This window comes from Streptomyces sp. NPDC015131, assembly GCF_043079975.1.
Lineage (GTDB): Bacteria > Actinomycetota > Actinomycetes > Streptomycetales > Streptomycetaceae > Streptomyces.
This window is the reverse complement of the sequence record NZ_JBIBVB010000007.1, coordinates 167,532-186,584: the sequence shown is the minus strand read 5'-3', so window position 1 is coordinate 186,584 and position 19,053 is coordinate 167,532. Positions and strand designations below refer to the sequence as shown.

Annotated in this window: 14 protein-coding genes; 6 read left to right on the top strand and 8 right to left on the bottom strand. The window is 70.4% G+C overall.

Translation table 11 applies throughout. The features are described 5' to 3' along the window. Window positions 1–117: 117 nt before the first annotated feature. Window positions 118–1,884, bottom strand: coding sequence for a proteasome ATPase (gene arc, locus ACF08D_RS26500; protein WP_392225914.1), 1,767 nt, complete (start codon window positions 1,882–1,884; stop codon window positions 118–120). Between the two features lie 231 nt (window positions 1,885–2,115). Here arc and ACF08D_RS26495 point away from each other — a divergent pair, with 231 nt between their 5' ends. Beyond that, a complete protein-coding gene (locus ACF08D_RS26495; RefSeq protein WP_392225912.1) occupies window positions 2,116–2,427 on the top strand; it encodes a ferredoxin in 312 nt (103 codons plus the stop codon). Between the two features lie 4 nt (window positions 2,428–2,431). Here ACF08D_RS26495 and ACF08D_RS26490 read toward each other — a convergent pair whose 3' ends face one another. The 3 genes from ACF08D_RS26490 to ACF08D_RS26480 form a co-directional block, all read right to left on the bottom strand. Then, window positions 2,432–3,004: a hypothetical protein gene (locus ACF08D_RS26490; RefSeq protein ID WP_392225910.1), complete on the bottom strand. Its 573-nt coding sequence runs from the start codon at window positions 3,002–3,004 to the stop codon at window positions 2,432–2,434. A gap of 170 nt (window positions 3,005–3,174) precedes the next feature. Further along, window positions 3,175–4,062 (bottom strand): tRNA (adenine-N1)-methyltransferase, encoded by an 888-nt coding sequence (locus ACF08D_RS26485; protein ID WP_392225908.1) that lies wholly within the window; start codon window positions 4,060–4,062, stop codon window positions 3,175–3,177. Window positions 4,063–4,080: 18 nt separating this feature from the next. Beyond that, a complete protein-coding gene (locus tag ACF08D_RS26480; protein ID WP_392225906.1) occupies window positions 4,081–5,328 on the bottom strand; it encodes a site-2 protease family protein in 1,248 nt (415 codons plus the stop codon). Window positions 5,329–5,435: 107 nt separating this feature from the next. On the opposite strand from ACF08D_RS26480, the gene ACF08D_RS26475 reads away from it, so the two are divergent. Together ACF08D_RS26475 and ACF08D_RS26470 are read left to right on the top strand one after the other, a co-directional pair. Next, window positions 5,436–6,488: a RecB family exonuclease gene (locus tag ACF08D_RS26475; protein WP_392225904.1), complete on the top strand. Its 1,053-nt coding sequence runs from the start codon at window positions 5,436–5,438 to the stop codon at window positions 6,486–6,488. Window positions 6,489–6,505: 17 nt separating this feature from the next. Beyond that, complete coding sequence (locus ACF08D_RS26470; RefSeq protein ID WP_392225902.1) at window positions 6,506–7,177, top strand: response regulator; 672 nt, start codon at window positions 6,506–6,508, stop codon at window positions 7,175–7,177. Between the two features lie 155 nt (window positions 7,178–7,332). Here the strand turns inward: ACF08D_RS26470 and ACF08D_RS26465 are convergent, their stop codons facing one another. The 4 genes from ACF08D_RS26465 to metH all read right to left on the bottom strand — a co-directional run bounded on the left by ACF08D_RS26465 (window position 7,333) and on the right by metH (window position 15,466). Beyond that, window positions 7,333–8,922, bottom strand: a complete 1,590-nt coding sequence (locus tag ACF08D_RS26465) for an ABC transporter substrate-binding protein (protein ID WP_392225901.1) — start codon at window positions 8,920–8,922, stop codon at window positions 7,333–7,335. A 63-nt stretch (window positions 8,923–8,985) separates the two neighbouring features. After that, entirely contained in the window at window positions 8,986–10,584 is a 1,599-nt protein-coding gene (locus ACF08D_RS26460) for an ABC transporter substrate-binding protein (RefSeq protein WP_392225899.1), read from the bottom strand. A gap of 492 nt (window positions 10,585–11,076) precedes the next feature. Further along, on the bottom strand, window positions 11,077–11,778 hold the full coding sequence (locus ACF08D_RS26455) for an HAD family hydrolase (RefSeq protein WP_392225898.1): 702 nt from the start codon (window positions 11,776–11,778) through the stop codon (window positions 11,077–11,079). A gap of 145 nt (window positions 11,779–11,923) precedes the next feature. Beyond that, complete coding sequence (metH, locus tag ACF08D_RS26450; protein WP_392225896.1) at window positions 11,924–15,466, bottom strand: methionine synthase; 3,543 nt, start codon at window positions 15,464–15,466, stop codon at window positions 11,924–11,926. Between the two features lie 237 nt (window positions 15,467–15,703). Between metH and ACF08D_RS26445 the strand changes: the two genes are divergently transcribed. The 3 genes from ACF08D_RS26445 to glpK all read left to right on the top strand — a co-directional run bounded on the left by ACF08D_RS26445 (window position 15,704) and on the right by glpK (window position 19,049). Beyond that, on the top strand, window positions 15,704–16,468 hold the full coding sequence (locus ACF08D_RS26445; protein ID WP_392226362.1) for an IclR family transcriptional regulator: 765 nt from the start codon (window positions 15,704–15,706) through the stop codon (window positions 16,466–16,468). Between the two features lie 234 nt (window positions 16,469–16,702). Next, entirely contained in the window at window positions 16,703–17,491 is a 789-nt protein-coding gene (locus tag ACF08D_RS26440) for an MIP/aquaporin family protein (RefSeq protein ID WP_392225894.1), read from the top strand. 31 nt (window positions 17,492–17,522) lie between these two features. Continuing rightward, window positions 17,523–19,049, top strand: coding sequence for a glycerol kinase GlpK (glpK, locus tag ACF08D_RS26435; RefSeq protein ID WP_392225892.1), 1,527 nt, complete (start codon window positions 17,523–17,525; stop codon window positions 19,047–19,049). Window positions 19,050–19,053: the final 4 nt, after the last annotated feature.

Here is a 19,053-nt window from a genome sequence, read left to right as displayed (position 1 = left end):
GCGTCATTGCTGGGGTGTGGCCGGAGCGAATTTCGCTGCCGGTGAAAGCAACCGGCCGCGGATGCCCTCCCCCGCCCTGGGCGGGGATTTCCCGGGGACCCGCGGCCGGAATGCGTTCTACAGGTACTGACCGGTGTTCGCCACCGTGTCGATGGACCGACCGGTGTCGGCGCCCTGCTTTCCGGTGACGAGGGTGCGGATGAAGACGATCCGCTCGCCCTTCTTTCCGGAGATCCGGGCCCAGTCGTCCGGGTTGGTGGTGTTCGGCAGGTCCTCGTTCTCCTTGAACTCGTCCACGCACGCCTGGAGGAGGTGGGAGACCCTCAGACCCTTCTGGTTGTGGTCGAGGAAGGCCTTGATGGCCATCTTCTTCGCCCGGTCGACGATGTTCTGGATCATCGCGCCGGAGTTGAAGTCCTTGAAGTACAGGACTTCCTTGTCGCCATTGGCGTACGTGACCTCGAGGAACCGGTTCTCCTCGGACTCCGCGTACATCTGCTCCACGACCGACTGGATCATCGCCGAGGCCGCGGCCTCCTTGGACCCGTTGTGCTCGGTGAGGTCGTCGGCGTGCAGCGGGAGCGAAGGTGTGAGGTACTTGGCGAAGATGTCCTTGGCGGCCTCCGCGTCCGGGCGCTCGATCTTGATCTTCACATCGAGCCGGCCGGGCCGCAGGATCGCGGGGTCGATCATGTCCTCGCGGTTGGAGGCGCCGATGACGATGACGTTCTCCAGGCCCTCCACACCGTCGATCTCGGCGAGCAGCTGCGGGACGATGGTGTTCTCCACGTCCGAGCTGACACCGGAGCCGCGGGTGCGGAAGAGGGATTCCATCTCGTCGAAGAAGACGATCACCGGAGTGCCCTCGCTGGCCTTCTCACGAGCACGCTGGAAGACCAGGCGGATGTGGCGCTCGGTCTCGCCGACGTACTTGTTGAGCAGCTCGGGGCCCTTGATGTTGAGGAAGTAGCTCTTCCCCGCGGGCTGCCCGGTCACCTCGGCGACCTTCTTCGCAAGGGAGTTGGCGACGGCCTTGGCGATCAGCGTCTTGCCGCAGCCGGGCGGGCCGTAGAGCAGGATGCCCTTGGGCGGTCGCAGCTCGTGCTCCTGGAAGAGGTCGGGGTAGAGGTACGGAAGCTCGACCGCGTCCCGGATCAGCTCGATCTGGTTCCCCAGGCCGCCGATCTTGGTGTAGTCGACGTCCGGGACCTCCTCGAGGACCAGCTCCTCGACCTCGCTCTTCGGGATCACCTCGTAGACGTAGCCCGACCTGGGCTCGAGCAGCAGGGCGTCGCCGGGGCGGATGGTGATGTCCAGCAGCGGCTCGGCGAGCCTCACCACCCGCTCCTCGTCGGTGTGCCCGATCACCAGGGCGCGCTCGCCGTCCTCGAGGATCTCCTTGAGGGTGACGATGTCCCCGGCGCGCTCGAACGCCATGGCCTCGACCACGTTCAGCGCTTCGTTGAGCATCAGTTCCTGGCCGCGCCGGAGCTCGTCGAGCTCGACGCTGGGACTGACGTTCACCCGGAGCTTGCGGCCCCCGGTGAAGATGTCGCAGGTGCCGTCCTCGTTCGCCTGCAGGAAGACACCGAAGCCGGCCGGCGGCTGCGCGAGCCGGTCGACCTCCTCCTTGAGGGCCACGATCTGGTCGCGGGCCTCACGGAGCGTGTTGGCCAAACGCTCATTCTGTGCGGACACGCCGGCCAGATTGGTCTGCAACTCGACGATCCGCTCCTCGAGAATCCTCGTGTGACGCGGAGAGTCGGCGAGCTTGCGTCGCAGGACGGCGATTTCCTGCTCGAGATAGGCAACCTGGCCGGCGGGGTCTTCAGACCCCCGCCCCGGCCGGATGCCGCGGTTGATGTCGTCGTCGTGGGCTGCCACGGTCCTCACCTCCTCCAAGGGGAGCTGGACGCTTCCTGACCCTACCTGGGCGGGTGATGATTGAAACCCCTAGATCACAAAGACTCTCGAGGTGTGTCCGATCTTCACCCTTGCGCTCTCCCTCGCACCAGGGGGATACCCACCCATCAACACTTGAAAGCGGGCGGTTGTATCGTCGGAGTGGTCAACACCCGTCAGGGTTGGCCCGACTTACACACCAGAGGCAGGAATATGACCGTGCAGCACGAGGCTCCGAGCACGGGCGCCGGCGAGGCCCTGGAGGTCTGGATCGACCAGGACCTCTGCACCGGCGACGGCATCTGCGCGCAGTACGCCCCCGAGGTCTTCGAGCTGGACATCGACGGCCTGGCGTATGTGAAGAGCGGCGACGACGAGCTGCTCCAGGACCCGGGCGCCACCACGCCCGTGCCGCTGCCCCTGCTCCAGGACGTCGTCGACTCCGCCAAGGAGTGCCCGGGCGACTGCATTCACGTACGGCGCGTTTCGGACAGGGTCGAGGTATACGGACCTGACGCGGAGTGACCGTTCACGCACCCATGGCACCGGCGGCGGAGCGGACGAACTTCGCCCCCTGCCACCGCCACTTGACCGTTTCGCGCAGATCGGGGCAGCAGCTCGGCACCTCGCGCGAGGAGTAGCCGAGCAGTGTGGCGCCGACCACACCGTCCCGTACGGTCAGCGCGCTGACGGACCGCCGCTCGGCGGGCTCCACCAGGGTGGCCACCACCCGGGCCTTCGCCCCCGCCCCCGAGCCGCGGGCGAGCACGTACACCCCGCTCGGCGGGGTCCCCGAGCCCGCGCGGCAGTGCGCCGCCACGACCGTCTCGGGCCGCCCGTCGCCGTCGATGTCCCCCGTCGCCCGCCGGGCCACCACGCTCGGCGCCCCGGCGCAGTCCAGGGGGTAGGTCACCGCCGCCGGGTCGGGGGCCGGTGCGGGGGCCGCCGTTGTCCGGATCCCGGCCGTTGGGGAGGCGGTGGCCGCCCCGGGCTGCAGCAGCGCGGCGCCGGCCACCACGGCGGCCATGGCGGCGGCGGTGGCGAGCCAGTGGACCGGGCGGGCGCGGGTGTGGGCGAGGTCCGGAAGGGCGGAGGTCTGCACGCGGAGTGCCTCCCGTGGAGCGGTACGGCGGGGGTGGCCAGCATCGTGCCACACGTCACAGGGCGGCGGAACACGGGGTGCGGGGCGAACATGGCGGCGCCGCCGTCCAGTTCCGCGCCGGTGGCGGGAACGGGGCGGCGGCGCCGTCGCGTTGGGGTCCTGCGGGGGCGTCAGCCCTTGTTGGGGCCTTCGTAGTCCTCGCCGTACGCGCCCTTGGCGGGGCGGCGGCGGCGCATCGGGGGCTCCACGCCGTCGGCGAGGCGGCGGGCGGTGACCAGGAAGCCGGTGTGCCCGATCATCCGGTGGTCGGGCCGGACCGCGAGGCCCTCCACGTGCCAGTTCCGGATCATCGACTCCCAGGGCTGCGGCTCGGCGTAGCAGCCGATCTCGCGGATGGACTCGACGGTGCGGGCGAGCTGGGTGGTGGTGGCCACGTAGCAGCAGAGGATGCCGCCCGGGACGAGGGCCTTGGAGACGGCCTCCAGGCACTCCCAGGGCGCGAGCATGTCCAGGATGACCCGGTCGACGTCGGTGTCGGTGAGGTTGTCCTGGAGGTCGCCGACGGTCAGCTGCCAGGCGGGGTGCGGGCCGCCGAAGTACCGCTCGACATTGCCCCGGGCGATCTCGGCGAAGTCCTCGCGGCGCTCGTAGGAGTGCAGCATGCCGTCGTCCCCGATGGCGCGGAGCAGGAAGCTGCTGAGCGAGCCGGAGCCCACCCCCGCCTCCACGACGCGCGCGCCGGGGAAGATGTCGGCGAAGGCCAGGATCTGCCCCGCGTCCTTGGGGTAGACCACGGCGGCGCCGCGGGGCATGGACAGGACGTAGTCGGGGAGCAGGGGGCGCAGCGCGAGATAGGCGACGTTTCCCGTGGTACGGACAACACTGCCCTCGGGAGCACCGATCAGCTCGTCGTGCGGGAAGGAACCCTTGTGGGTGTGGAAATTCTTCCCGGCCTCGAGCGTGAACGTGTAGTGGCGTCCCTTGGGGTCGGTGAGCTGGACCTGGTCCCCGACCTCGAAGGGCCCGCGACGGCGGGCGGCACCGGTCGGTTCGGACATGTGACCAGTGTATGGGCTTCAGGAACCGGGCCGTGCCATGGCCTGGACGAAGGCCCGCTCGACGTCCGCCGTGGACAGCACGCCGTAGATCTCGCCGGAGTCCTCGACCACCAGGTACTCGGTGGCCGGGTGGGCGCGCAGCCGGTCCAGGAGCGCCTCGCCCGCGATGTCCGCGGGGACGCGCATGCCCTCGGTGAGGTCCTGGGCGAGGCCGCCGACCGCGACCCAGGGGCGGCGGTGCTGGGGGACGCCGACGATGGCCGTCTCGCGGACCAGCGCCCGGGGCTCGCCCTGGCCGTCCACGACGACGAGGGCGCGGGCCCCGGCCTCGTTGGCGCGGCGGAGCGCCTCGGAGAGCGGGGTGGCGGGCTCGACCGGGACGGCGCGCCGGGTGAGGGTGCGGGCGCGCAGCTCGGGGAGGTGCTCGCGCAGCCGCGCCATCCGCAGGCTGTTGCCGGCGCCGGTCCAGATGATGGCGGCGAGGATCGCGGCGAGCAGCGCGTCCATCACGGTCTCCAGGCCGCTGATCTCGCGGGCGGAGGTGCCGAGGGCCCCGGTGTGGGTGAGCAGCGGGAGGCCGATGAGGACGGTGACGGCGAGCGCGCGGCCGACCCAGGCGGCGGCGACGGTGCCGCTCATCGGCCTGCCGGTGATCTTCCAGACGACGGCCCGGAGCATCCGGCCGCCGTCGAGCGGGAGGCCGGGCAGCAGGTTGAAGGCGGCGACGATCAGGTTGGAGATCATCAGGCCGGCCAGCAGCACCCCGGGCACGGTGCCGGGCTCGGCGGCGTACATCGCGCCGTAGAAGACCCCCGCGAGGACGAGGGAGAGCAGCGGGCCGACGAAGGCGAGGACGAACTCGCGGCCGGGGGTCTCGCACTCCTTCTCGATCTCGGAGACGCCGCCGAAGAACTGGAGCTGGATGCGGCGCACGGGGAGCTTGAAGCGGAGCGCGGCGACGGTGTGCGCCAGCTCGTGCACCAGGACGGAGGCGTAGAAGGCGACCGCGAAGAACAGCGAGACGAGATAGCGGGCGTTGCCCAGCTCGGGCAGGACCCGCTCGATCTGGCCGCCGAAGACCCAGGTGATGAGGGCGGCGACCAGGAACCAGCTGGGGGCGACATACACGGGCACGCCGAAGACGCGGCCCATCAGGATGCCGCCGCCTTCCTGGGACCGCTGCGGTCTTCCGCTCTCGGGAGTGGGGGCTCCGTCCGGGCCGGACCGCGGGCGGGGGCGCTCGCCGCTCTCGTCGTCCTTGTTCACAGGTTCCCTTCGGTGTGAAGCGTCACACGACGATCATGCAGTGTGGGAGGGTCTGCCGTCGATGGTATGCCGCGCGGTGTCAGTGGCGGGCCGTAGGGTTCTGAAGCATGACCACGAGCCCGTCCAGCTCCCCGACCCCGTCCGACGCCGCGCCCCCGTCCGCCGGGGCGGTGGGCGTGTCCGCCGGGGCGGTCGCCCCGGCCGCCGCGGCGGCGGAGCGGGGGCCGCGCCCGCCGGTGTCGCTGTCGCCGTCGCGAGCGAGCGACTTCATGCAGTGCCCCCTGCTGTACCGGTTCCGGGTGATCGACAAGCTGCCCGAGAAGCCGAGCGCGGCGGCCACCCGCGGGACGCTGGTGCACGCGGTGCTGGAGCGGCTGTTCGACGACCCGGCGGCGGAGCGGACGGCTCCGCGGGCGAGGGCCATGGTGCCGGGGCAGTGGGCGCGGCTGCTGGAGGCGCGGCCCGAGCTGGCGGAGCTGTTCGGGGGCGACGACGGCGGGGAGCGGCTGGCGGGGTGGCTGGCCGAGGCGGAGCGGCTGGTGGAGCGCTGGTTCACGCTGGAGGACCCGACGCGGCTGGAGCCGGCCGAGCGGGAGCTGTTCGTGGAGACCGAGCTGGACTCGGGGCTGCGGCTGCGGGGCGTGATCGACCGGGTGGACGTGGCGCCGACGGGCGAGGTGCGGATCGTCGACTACAAGACGGGCAAGGCCCCGCGCCCGGAGTACAGCGAGGGCGCGCTGTTCCAGATGACGTTCTACGCCCTGGTGGTCTGGCGGCTGAAGGGTGTGGTGCCGCGCCGGCTCCAGCTGGTGTACCTGGGCAGCGGGGACGTCCTGACGTACGACCCGGTGGAGGCGGACCTGCTGCGGGTGGAGCGCAAGCTGCGGGCGCTGTGGGACGCGATCGCGCACGCCACCGCGACGGGTGACTGGCGGCCCCGCCCGACGAAGCTGTGCGGGTGGTGCGACCACCAGGCGGTGTGCCCGGAGTTCGGCGGCACTCCCCCGGTGTATCCGCTGCCGGTGGTCCCGGCGCAGCGGCCGGAGGCGGCGGCGGAGCCGGCGGCCGGGGCACCGGCGGAGTCGGGGGCGGGACCGGCGGCCGGGGCACCGGCGGAGTCGGGGCCGGGCGGTCAGGGCAGAATGGGCCCGGTCAGCTGAGCCTTGGAGGAGTACCTGTGGCTATCCGCGTCCTACTGGTCGACGACCAGCCGCTGCTGCGCACCGGCTTCCGGATGATTCTGGAGGCGGAGCAGGACATCGCGGTCGTCGGGGAGGCCGGGGACGGCCTCCAGGCGCTCGACCAGGTGCGGGCGCTGCAGCCCGATGTGGTCCTGATGGACATCCGGATGCCCCGGATGGACGGGGTGGAGGCGACGCGGCAGATCACCGGCCCCGGCCGGGACGGCCCGGCGAAGGTGCTGGTGCTGACCACGTTCGACCTCGACGAGTACGTGGTGGAGGCGCTGCGCGCGGGTGCCAGCGGCTTCCTGCTGAAGGACGCGCCGGCCCATGAGCTGGTGCAGGCCATCCGGGTGGTGGCGGCGGGCGAGGCGATGCTGGCGCCGAGCATCACCCGGCGGCTGCTCGACAAGTACGCGGACCACCTGCCGTCCGGCGAGGAGCCGGTGCCCGACGCGCTGAACACCCTGACGGACCGTGAGGTCGAGGTGCTGAAGCTGGTGGCGCGGGGGCTGTCCAACGCGGAGATCGCCGCCGATCTGTTCGTCAGCGAGACGACGGTCAAGACCCATGTGGGGCACGTGCTCACCAAGCTGGGCCTGCGGGACCGGGTGCAGGCGGCGGTGTACGCGTACGAGAGCGGACTGGTGCGCCCCGGCGCCCAGTGACCGCGTCCCCGGCGACCGTGTCCGGGTGACCGTGTCCGGGTGGCCGCGCGGCTGCCGCCCGCGAGGTCGCCGGCGGTTCCGCCCGCGGAAACGGGAAGGAGCGGGGTGCCCGGCATCGGCCGGGCACCCCGCTCCTCGTCCGCGCGCGGGTGGCGTCAGCTCTTCTTGATCTCCCAGAAGCGGAAGACCGTCGAGGCGTCCAGGGTCCACTCCAGGCCGGTGATGCCGTCGCGGGCGACCGCGTACTGCTTGCCCTGCCACAGCGGGAGGATCGGCAGGTCCTTGGCGACCAGGTCCTGGAGGGTGCCGTAGTCCTCCTCGGTGGCGGTCCGGTCGGCGGTGGCCGCGGTGCGCGGGACCAGGGTGCCGGTGATCTTGCTGTTCTCGTAGTTGTTGTTGAGGACGTTGTCCTTGCCGAAGAACGGCTGGGTGAAGTTGTCCGGGTCCGGGTAGTCGGGGACCCAGCCCTTCACGTACACGCCGTACTTGCCGGCCTTGATGTCCTTCTCGTACTGCCCGAACTCGACGGACTTGACGGTGGCCTCGAACAGGCCGCTGTCGTTGAGCTGCTTGGCGATGGCCGTCAGCTCCTCGTCGGTGGCGGGGCCGTAACGGCTGGGCGTCGACCACAGGGTGAGCTTCAGCTTGCCGTCGACTCCGGCGGAGCGCAGGGCCTGCTCGGCCTTGTCGCGCTGCGGCTTGTCGCCGTACTCGTTGACGAAGGCGGTGTTGTGGCCCGCGATGCCCGCCGGGATGATCGAGTACAGCGGGCTGGCGGTCGCCCGGTGGACGTTGCTGACGATGGCGTCCCGGTCGACCAGGTACGCGATGGCCTTGCGCACGCCGAGCTTGCCGACGACCGGGTCGTCGACGTTGAACACCAGGTGCTGCACCTCGGCGCTCGACCCCTCGATGACCTCGATCTCGCGCTCGGAGGACGTGGCGGCGTCCTGGATGGAGGCGATCTCGGAGGCGGCGAGGCCACGGTAGGCGACGTCCACCTCGCCCTTCTGGAGGGCGGTGGCGAGCGCCTTGCGGTCGCCGTGGAAGAACTTCAGCGTCACGCCGGCGTTCTTGACCTCGACGGTGCCCCGGTACTCGGGGTTGGGCGAGAAGACCGCCTCGCCCTTCTGGAAGGAGTCCAGCTTGTACGGGCCGGAGCCGACGGCCTGGCCGTCCTCGCGCAGCGCACCGTCCTTGTACTCGCGGTGGTCCACGATGGAGCCGGCGCCCGAGGCTATCTTGCTCGGGAAGGTGGCGTCGGGGATCTTCAGGGAGAAGACGACCGTCCGGTCGTCCGGGGTGTCGATCTTGTCGATCGAGGCCAGCAGCGGCGCCGGGCCGGCCGGGTCGTCGATCTTCAGCGCCCGCTCGAAGGAGAACTTGACGTCCTCGGCGGTGAGGGGGTTGCCGTTGCTGAACTTCAGCCCCTCGCGCAGGGTGCAGCGGTAGACCTTGCTGCCGCCCGCCTCGAAGCCGCACTTCTCGGCCGCCTCCGGCTGGGGCGTCGAGGCGCCCTTGGGGAAGCTCATCAGGGACTGGAAGACGTTGTTGAACAGCAGCCACGAGCCCGGGTCGTAACCGGCGGCGGGGTCGGTCGCCAGGACCTCGTCGGACATGCCGACGACCACCGAGCCGCCGGAGCCACCGGCCTCGCCGCTCTCGTCGTCACCGCAGCCGCTGAGCAGTGCGGCGGCCAGCCCCGCCGCCAGCGGGGCCGTCAGCCACTTGTTGTGTGCCTTCACAGGAACCTTGCCTCGGGATCTCATCGCCGGCCGAGCCCGTGTGCGCGGCCGGGTACAGCAGGGTCAGGCGATACCTCGGGAGAGCTCCCAGAGCTGGAGGTCCGAGGAGGTGTTCAGCGCCCATTCGACACCGGTCAGGTCGTCGCGTGCGGCGACGTACTGCTTGCCCTGCCACAGCGGCAGCACCGGCACGTCGGTGGCGACGATGTCCTGGATCTGCGCGAAGGCGGACGAGGCGGCGTTGCGGTCGGCCGCGCGGCGCGACTCCGGAAGAAGCCGGCTGCGCGTGGCGCTGTTGACGTAAGGGGTGTTGAGGAAGTTGTCCGCGTCGAGGAACGGCGCGACGTAGTTGTCGGGGTCCGGGAAGTCGGGGAACCAGCCGAGGCCGTACACCGCGTAGTCGCCGCGCTTCTGGGCGGGCCGGAACTCGGACCACTTGGTGCCCTTGACGGTGACGTCGAACAGCTTGGTGGCGTTCAGCTGGTCGCGCAGGGTGGTGAACTCCTGGGCGGTGCCGGCGCCGTAGTGGTCGGTGGTGTAGTGCAGCGTCAGCTTGACCGGGGTGGTGATGCCGGCCTCGCGGAGGATGCCCGCCGCATTGGTGGCGCTGGGCTCGCCGTAGGTGTCGAGGAAGGAGTTGGTGTGCGCCGCGATGCTGGAGGGGATCAGCGAGTACAGCGGGGTGGCGCTGGTGCCGTACACCGAACCGGCCAGCCGGCTGCGGTCGACGACGGCGGCCATGGCCTGGCGGACCGCCTTGTCCTTGACGGACGGGGCCTCGGTGTTGAAGCCGAGGTAGCGGATCTCCAGGCCGGGCACCTCGGTGACCTTGATGTCCGGCTTGGGGTTCTCGTTGAGGTCCTTGATCTGCTCGGGCGACATGGTCCGGGTCATCATGTCGATGTCCCCGGCCTCCAGGGCCTCGCCCATCGCGCCGGCGTCCTCGAAGGACCGCAGCACGACCTTGTCGTTGCGGAGCTTGATGTCGCCCTGGTAGCGGGAGTTCCGGGTGAAGACGACCTCGGTCACCCGGTCGCCGTCGACGGCGGCCTTCATGGTGTACGGGCCGGAGCCGTCGACCTGGAAACCGTCGCGGAGCTTCTTGGCGTCGTACTTCTCGCTGCTGACGATGCCGGCGACGGGCGTGGAGAGCTTGTACGGGAAGGTGGCGTCGGGCGTCTTCAGGTGGAAGACGATCTCGCCCTCGCCCTTGGTCTCGATGGTGTCGATGCTCGCCAGGAGGCCCGCGGCACCGTTGTCGGACTTGATGGCGAGCGCCCGCTCGATGGAGAACTTCACGTCCTTGGCGGTGACGGGGGTGCCGTCGGCGAAGGTGAGGCCCTCGCGGAGGGTGCAGCGGTAGCGCTCGCTGGCCCGGTCGGTGAAGCCGCACCGGGAGGCCGCGTCGGGCACCGGGGCGCCGCCGCCGCGCGGTACGCGCATCAGGGTCTGGACGGTCTGCCGCAGGACGTTCCAGACGCCGGTGTCGTAGGCGTAGGCGGGGTCGAACGGGGCGGTGGCGTCCTTGCCGGCGGTGAACTGGTCCGTGGTCCCCACGACGATGGCGTCGCCGCCGGAGCCGCCGCCCGAGCCGCCACAGGCGACGAGTACGGGGGCGAGCAGGCCGAGCACGGCCGGCAGCACCAAGGTCTTGCGGTTCATTCTGGACGTTCTCCTCATCCGGCACGGGGTACGGCGGGGTACGGACACTCCGCCGCTTCCGCCCGGTCGGGGCGGAGCGACCGGGCCGGGATACAGAGCGATCGATCCTGTGCTTCCGTGGGCCTGGTGGGCCGGACGGGAGACGCGGAAACTGCGGCGAAGTTCTCGGCAAGAGATTAGTAGGCGGCGCCACACGCGCGGGCACGGGGCCGAGTTGGGCCCGTGCCGGACAGTGATCAGTAATGCGCCGGTGTCGAACTCTATGCGGCGGAATGATTCGTACACCGGTTACGGAAACAGGACACATGGACAGGGCCCATGCCCGGCGTTCCGGGCATGCGGGCCTTTCCGGCCATGCGGCTCAGGACACGCTGAGTGACCAAGCTCACGTCGGGGGCGTGGAGCCGCCCGTCCGCGAACGGCAGGAAACATGCGGTCCGGCGCCCGGTCCCCCCACCGGACCGCCGTCGCGGCGGGGCGCCGGGTGCGCGATCAGTTCAGCCGGGTGATCAGGGTGCGCAGGAAGCGCAGATCGACGTCCTCCAGGGACCGGACCACGACCCTGCCGTCGGCGGGCGCGATGGGCGCCACGGACGGTACGGCGACGACCCGGCAGCCCGCCGCCTCGGCGGCGGCCACCCCGGTGGCGGTGTCCTCGATGACGGCGCATCTGCCGGGCTCGGCGCCCACCCCGCGCGCGGCCACGAGGTACGGGTCGGGGTGCGGCTTCGTACGGGCCACCTCGTCGCCCGCGACGGTGAGCGTGAAGCGGTCGCGCCCCAGGGACTCCAGCACCCGGTCGATGATCCGGCGGTGCGAGGCGGAGACCAGCGCGGTGGGCACGTTGTGCGCGGCCAGCTCGGCGAGCAGCCGCTCGGCGCCGGGCATGAGGGGCACGCCCCGGCCGATGCGCTGCTCGAAGCGGTCGTTCAGCAGGACGGTGAGCTCGGGGAGGGTGATGTCGGCGCCGGTGGCCTCGATCAGGTAGCCCGCGCTGCGGGTCATGGGCCCGCCGACCACCACGTCGCGCCACGACTCGTCCAGGGCGTGGCCCAGGTCGGCGAAGACCTCGACCTCCGCGTCCCACCAGAAGCCCTCGGTGTCCACGAGGGTGCCGTCCATGTCGAGGAAGACCGCCTGCAGGGCGGAGCCCTCGGCCGTGCGGGTCAAGGACGCGGGGACCGTACTGGTCATCCGGCACACCTCCATGAGGGACGAGAAGGCCGACCGCTCTCCCGGAGGGAAGTCCCCCGGGCCGCCCCTGTCGGGACGGCCCGGTACCTCCGGTGGGAGAGCGACCGGCCTGCACTGGACCGACCAGTGTACGTCGCGTCCCCGGTCACCGCGCGTTGAAGTACTTGGCCTCGGGGTGGTGGATGACGATGGCGTCGGTGGACTGCTCGGGGTGGAGCTGGAACTCCTCGGAGAGCTGGACGCCGATCCGCTCGGGCTCCAGCAGGTCGGCGATCTTGGCCCGGTCCTCCAGGTTCGGGCAGGCGCCGTACCCGAGGGAGAAGCGGGCACCCCGGTACTTCAGCGCGAACATGTCCTCCACGTCCGCGGGGTCCTCGCCGCCGAAGCCGAGCTCCGCCCGCACGCGTGCGTGCCAGTACTCGGCGAGGGCCTCGGCGAGCTGGACGGACAGGCCGTGCAGTTCGAGGTAGTCGCGGTAGGAGTCGGCGGCGAAGAGTTCGGCGGTGGCCTCGCCGATGCGGGAGCCGACGGTGACGACCTGGAGGCCGACGACATCGGTCTCGCCGGACTCCTCGGGGCGGAAGAAGTCCGCCAGGCACAGGCGCCGGCCGCGGCGCTGGCGCGGGAAGGAGAAGCGGGTGCGCTCGTTGCCGCGCTCGTCCAGCAGGATCAGGTCGTCGCCCTTGGAGACGCACGGGAAGTAGCCGTAGACGACGGCCGCCTCCAGCAGGTTCTGCGTGTGGAGCTGGTCCAGCCAGCCGCGCAGCCGGGGCCGGCCCTCGGTCTCGACCAGCTCCTCGTACGTGGGGCCGTCGCCGGCGCGGGCCTGCTTGAGGCCCCACTGGCCCTTGAACAGGGCGCCTTCGTCGAGCCAGGAGGCGTACTCCTTGAGCTGGATGCCCTTGACGACCCGGGTGCCCCAGAACGGCGGGGCGGGCACCGGGTTGTCGGTGGCGACGTCGGAGCGCACGCCCTCCTCGGGCTCCGGCTCGTCCACCACGGCGGTCGCGGTGGCGCGCACCCGCCGCTGCTTGAGCTCGGGGAGGGTGGCGCCGGGGACGCCGCGTTTGACGGCGATGAGGGCGTCCATCAGGCGCAGGCCCTCGAACGCGTCGCGGGCGTAGCGGACTTCGCCCTCGTAGATCTCGTGCAGGTCCTGCTCGACGTAGGCGCGGGTGAGGGCGGCGCCGCCGAGGATGACGGGGTAGTCGGCGGCCAGGCCGCGCTGGTTGAGCTCTTCGAGGTTCTCTTTCATGATGACGGTGGATTTGACGAGGAGGCCGGACATGCCGATGACGTCGGCCTTGTGTTCGTCGGCGGCTTCCAGGATCGCCGACACCGGCTGCTTGATCCCGAGGTTGACCACGTTGTAGCCGTTGTTCGACAGGATGATGTCGACCAGGTTCTTCCCGATGTCATGGACGTCCCCACGCACCGTGGCCAGCACGATCGTGCCCTTGCCCTCGTCGTCCGACTTCTCCATGTGCGGCTCCAGATGAGCCACCGCCGTCTTCATCACCTCGGCCGACTGCAACACGAACGGCAACTGCATCTGCCCCGACCCGAACAACTCACCAACGACCTTCATCCCCTCCAGCAGGGTGTCGTTGACAATGTCCAGCGCCGGCCGCTCCACCAACGCCTCATCGAGGTCGGCCTCCAGGCCGTTGCGCTCGCCGTCGATGATGCGCCGCTTCAGCCGCTCCTCCAGCGGCAACGCCGCCAGCTCCTCCGCCTTGCCCGCCTTCAGCGACTTCGCCGTCGCCCCCTCGAACAACGCCATCAGCTTCTGCAGCGGGTCATACCCCTCAGCACGCCGGTCATAAATCAGATCCAGAGCAGTGGTCACCTGCTCCTCGTCGAACCGGGCAATCGGCAGAATCTTGCTCGCATGCACGATCGCCGAATCCAGGCCCGCCTTCACACACTCGTCCAGGAACACCGAGTTCAACAGAATCCGGGCCGCCGGGTTCAGGCCGAAGGAAATGTTCGACAGGCCCAGCGTGGTCTGGACGTCGGGGTGACGGCGCTTCAGCTCCCGGATCGCCTCGATCGTGGCGATGCCGTCCTTGCGGGACTCCTCCTGACCCGTGCAGATGGTGAAGGTCAGGGTGTCGATGAGGATGTCCGACTCGTGGATACCCCAGTTCCCGGTCAGGTCCGCGATCAGCCGCTCGGCGATCGCGACCTTCGTCTCCACCGTGCGGGCCTGACCCTCCTCATCGATCGTCAAAGCGATCAGCGCGGCGCCGTGTTCCTGGGCCAGCCGGGTGACCTTCGCGAACCGGGACTCCGGCCCGTCACCGTCCTCGTAGTTGACGGAGTTGATCACCGCGCGGCCGCCGAGCTTCTCCAGCCCCGCCCGGATCACCTCCACCTCCGTGGAGTCCAGCACGATCGGCAGCGTCGAGGCGGTGGCGAACCGGCCCGCCAGCTCCGCCATGTCCGCCACACCGTCCCGGCCGACATAGTCCACACACAGATCCAGCATGTGAGCGCCCTCACGGATCTGATCGCGGGCCATCTCCACACAGTCGTCCCAGCGGCCCTCCAGCATCGCCTCCCGGAACTTCTTCGACCCGTTCGCGTTCGTCCGCTCACCGATCGCCATATAGGCGGTGTCCTGCCTGAAGGGCACCGTCTGATACAACGACGCCGCCCCCGGCTCCGGACGCGGATCCCGCACGGCCGGAGCCAGCCCCTGGACCCGCTCCACCACCTGCCGCAGATGCTCCGGCGTCGTCCCGCAGCAGCCGCCCACCAGCGACAGCCCGTAATCCCGCACAAACGCTTCCTGCGCATCCGCCAGCTCCCCAGCGGTCAGCGGATAGTGCGCACCGTCCTTGCCCAGCACCGGCAACCCCGCGTTCGGCATGCACGACAGCGGGATGCGGGAGTGGCGGGCCAGATAGCGCAGGTGCTCGCTCATCTCCGCCGGGCCGGTCGCGCAGTTCAGCCCGATCATGTCGATACCCAGCGGCTCCAGCGCGGTCAGCGCCGCACCGATCTCCGAGCCCAGCAGCATCGTCCCCGTCGTCTCCACCGTCACCGACACGATCAGCGGCAGATCGATACCCAGGGCGTCCATGCCGCGCCGGGCGCCCAGCACCGCCGCCTTCGTCTGCAGCAGATCCTGGGTGGTCTCCACCAGCAGCGCGTCCGCACCACCGGTGATCATCCCCTCCGCGTTCTGCTGATACGCATCCCGCAGCGTCACATACGGGGCGTGCCCCAGCGTCGGCAGCTTCGTCCCCGGACCCATCGAGCCCAGCACCCAGCGCTGCCGGCCCGAGGAGGCGCTGTACTCGTCGGCGACCTCCCGCGCGATCCGCGCACCCGCCTCCGCCAGCTCGAACACCCGCTCGGCGATGTCGTACTCCGCCAGCGCAGCATAATTCGTGCCGAAGGTGTTGGTCTCCACACAGTCCACACCCACCGCGAAGTACGCCTCATGCACCGACCGCACAATGTCCGGCCGCGTCACATTCAGAACCTCGTTGCAGCCCTCCAGCTGCTGAAAGTCCTCCAGCGACGGATCCTGCGCCTGCAACATCGTCCCCATCGCCCCATCAGCCACCACCACACGCGAAGCCAACGCCTCACGCAGAGCGGCGGCGCGGGCCCGGCTGCGGGCGAGGTCGGTGCTGCCGGTGGTGTTGCCGGAGGAGGGGGTAGGCGACGAGGCCATGGATGTGCTCCCTGGGATGCGACGGCTGTCGGCTTTGCGCCCGGCTGAGGAGGGGCGCACCGGGCCAGAGTAACCGCGTACCACTCGGGGCGGACATCTTGTCCCAGGTCGTGGACGGCATGCTGGGGCGGCGCCGTGGTGCGGCGCGGGGTCGCGGGGCGTGCTGTCGATGTGGCCCCCGGTCGGCAACGACCGATAGTGTTCAGCATTGTCGAACTGTGGGAGAAGGGCCGGGCGATGCCGAAGAACATCCAGTCGCTGGAGCGGGCGGCGGCGATGCTGCGACTGCTCGCCGGCGGGGAGCGCCGTCTCGGACTGTCGGACATCGCGTCGTCGCTGGAGCTGGCGAAGGGCACGGCGCACGGCATCCTGCGCACCCTCCAGGCCGAGGGTTTCGTGGAGCAGGACGCGGCGTCGGGCCGCTACCAGCTGGGCGCCGAGCTGCTGCGCCTGGGCAACAGCTACCTCGACGTGCACGAGCTGCGGGCGCGGGCCCTGGTGTGGACGGACGACCTGGCGCGTTCCAGCGGGGAGAGCGTCCACCTGGGTGTGCTGCACCAGCACGGCGTCCTGGTCGTGCACCACGTCTTCCGGCCCGACGACAGCCGCCAGGTGCTGGAGGTGGGCGCCATGCAGCCGCTGCACTCCACGGCCCTGGGCAAGGTGCTGTCGGCGTACGACCCGGTGGCGCACACGGAGGCGCTGGAGGTGGAGCGGGAGGCGTTCACCCCGCGCACCGTGACTGCCGAGGAGGACTTCGAGGCGCTCCTGGACCTGACCAGGGCCCGGGGCTGGGCGGCGGACGTGGAGGAGACCTGGGCGGGGGTGGCGTCGGTGGCGGCGCCCATCCACGACCGGCGCCGGATGCCGGTGGGGGCGGTGGCCATCACGGGCGCGGTGGAGCGGGTGTGCGACGGCGGGGAGCTGCGGCAGGAGCTGGTCGCGGCGGTGCGGGACTGCGCCCGCGCGGTCTCCCGCGACCTGGGCGCGGGGCGTTTCTGACCGCACGGGCGCATCATCGGTAACGAACGCATTTCGGCCAACAGAACTCTTGACCGCGTGCTTACCCGCGGACAAAACTGCCGTTCATCGGTCGGCATTGTCGAACACCTACCGGCAATACGCGCTAGAGTGTGACAACGCCAGGAGGCCGGTCAACGCCCACACCGAGGGCGCGGACCACCGGAGGGACCCGGAGGTTCGCCTTCCCCTGGACGAAGGACAAAGGAGTCGCGGGTGTCCAGCTCCGACATCTTCATCGGCGAGGTCATCGGGACCGCCGTACTCATCCTGCTCGGCGGCGGCGTGGTCGCCGCCGTCGTACTCAAGCGCTCGAAGGCCCAGAACGCCGGCTGGCTCGCCATCACCTTCGGGTGGGGCTTCGCGGTCATGACCGCCGTGTACATGACGGCTTCCCTGTCCGGCGCGCATCTGAACCCCGCCGTCACGGTCGGTATCGCGATCAAGGACGGGGACTGGGGCAACGTCCCGGTCTACTTCGCGGGCCAGATACTCGGCGCCATGATCGGCGCGACGCTGGTGTGGCTCGCCTACTACGGGCAGTTCCGCGCGCACCTCACCGACCCCGAGATCGTCGGCGACCCGGCGGACAAGGCCATCGAGGGGCCGCACGACAGCAAGAACACGGCCGGCCCGGTGCTGGGCGTCTTCTCGACGGGCCCGGAGATCCGCAGCGTCTGGCAGAACCTGGCCACCGAGATCATCGGCACCGTCGTGCTGGTGCTCGCGGTCCTCACCCAGGGCCTCAACGACAGCGGCAAGGGCCTGGGCACCCTCGGCGCCCTGATCACCGCGTTCGTTGTGGTCGGCATCGGCCTCTCGCTCGGCGGCCCGACCGGTTACGCCATCAACCCGGCGCGCGACCTCGGACCCCGGATCGTGCACGCCCTGCTCCCGCTGCCCAACAAGGGCGGCTCCGACTGGAGCTACGCCTGGATCCCCGTCGCCGGCCCGCTGATCGGTGGAGCCCTCGCCGCGGGTATCTACTCCCTCGCGTTCGCCTGAGCCGTCCTTCTCACCACTTACGGGAGCAACCGTGACCGACGCACACACCACCGGCCCCTTCATCGCGGCCATCGACCAGGGCACCACCTCCAGCCGCTGCATCGTCTTCGACCGCGACGGGCGCATCGTCTCCGTCGACCAGAAGGAGCACGAGCAGATCTTCCCCAAGCCGGGCTGGGTGGAGCACGACGCCGCCGAGATCTGGACCAACGTCCAGGAGGTCGTCGCCGGGGCCATCGAGAAGGCCGGCATCACCGCCGCCGACGTCAAGGCCATCGGCATCACCAACCAGCGCGAGACCACGCTGCTCTGGGACAAGAACACCGGCGAGCCCGTCCACAACGCCATCGTGTGGCAGGACACCCGCACCGACGCCCTGTGCCGCGAGCTCGGCCGCAATGTCGGCCAGGACCGCTTCCGCCGCGAGACGGGCCTGCCGCTGGCCTCCTACTTCGCCGGCCCGAAGATCCGCTGGATGCTGGACAACGTCGAGGGCCTGCGCGAGCGCGCCGAGGCCGGCGACATCCTCTTCGGCACCATGGACTCCTGGGTCATCTGGAACCTCACGGGCGGCACCGACGGCGGCCACCACGTCACCGACGTCACCAACGCCTCCCGCACCATGCTGATGAACCTCCACTCCATGGAGTGGGACGACAAGATCCTCAGCTCCATGGAGATCCCGACGGCGGTGCTGCCGGAGATCCGCTCCTCCGCCGAGGTCTACGGCCACGTCAAGGGCGGCGTCCTGGACGGGGTGCCGGTCGCCTCCGCCCTCGGCGACCAGCAGGCCGCCCTGTTCGGCCAGACCTGCTTCTCGGAGGGCGAGGCCAAGTCGACGTACGGCACCGGCACCTTCCTGCTGATGAACACCGGCGAGAAGATCATCAACTCGTACTCGGGCCTCATCACCACCGTCGGCTACAAGATCGGCGACGCGGCCCCGGCGTACGCGCTGGAGGGCTCCATCGCCGTCACCGGCTCCCTGGTGCAGTGGATGCGCGACCAGATGGGCCTGATCAACTCCGCCGCCGAGATCGAGACCCTCGCCTCCTCGGTCGAGGACAACGGCGGCGCCTACTTCGTGCCGGCCTTCTCCGGCCTGTTCGCCCCGTACTGGCGCTCCGACGCCCGCGGTGTGATCGCCGGCCTCACCCGGTACGTCACCAAGGCGCACATCGCGCGCGCCGTTCTCGAGGCCACCGCCTGGCAGACCCGCGAGATCACCGACGCCATGACCAAGGACTCCGGCGTCGAACTGACCGCGCTCAAGGTCGACGGCGGCATGACCTCCAACAACCTGCTGATGCAGACGCTCTCGGACTTCGTGGACGCCCCCGTGGTGCGCCCCATGGTCGCCGAGACGACCTGCCTCGGCGCCGCCTACGCCGCCGGCCTGGCCGTCGGCTTCTGGCCCGACACCGACGCGCTGCGCGCCAACTGGCGCAGGGCCGCCGAGTGGACCCCCCGCATGGACGCCGACAAGCGTGACAGCGAGTACAAGAACTGGCTCAAGGCCGTGCAGCGGACCATGGGCTGGATCGAGGACGAGGAGTAGAACG

Excerpts from the sequence above, each read along its gene's own strand:
- ACF08D_RS26460 (WP_392225899.1), bottom strand. The coding sequence starts at position 10,584 with ATGAACCGCAAGACCTTGGTGCTGCCGGCCGTGCTCGGCCTGCTCGCC.
- ACF08D_RS26475 (WP_392225904.1), top strand. The coding sequence starts at position 5,436 with ATGACCACGAGCCCGTCCAGCTCCCCGACCCCGTCCGACGCCGCGCCC.
- ACF08D_RS26445 (WP_392226362.1), top strand. The coding sequence starts at position 15,704 with ATGCCGAAGAACATCCAGTCGCTGGAGCGGGCGGCGGCGATGCTGCGA.
- ACF08D_RS26485 (WP_392225908.1), bottom strand. The coding sequence starts at position 4,062 with ATGTCCGAACCGACCGGTGCCGCCCGCCGTCGCGGGCCCTTCGAGGTC.
- metH (WP_392225896.1), bottom strand. The coding sequence starts at position 15,466 with ATGGCCTCGTCGCCTACCCCCTCCTCCGGCAACACCACCGGCAGCACC.
- ACF08D_RS26495 (WP_392225912.1), top strand. The coding sequence starts at position 2,116 with ATGACCGTGCAGCACGAGGCTCCGAGCACGGGCGCCGGCGAGGCCCTG.
- ACF08D_RS26455 (WP_392225898.1), bottom strand. The coding sequence starts at position 11,778 with ATGACCAGTACGGTCCCCGCGTCCTTGACCCGCACGGCCGAGGGCTCC.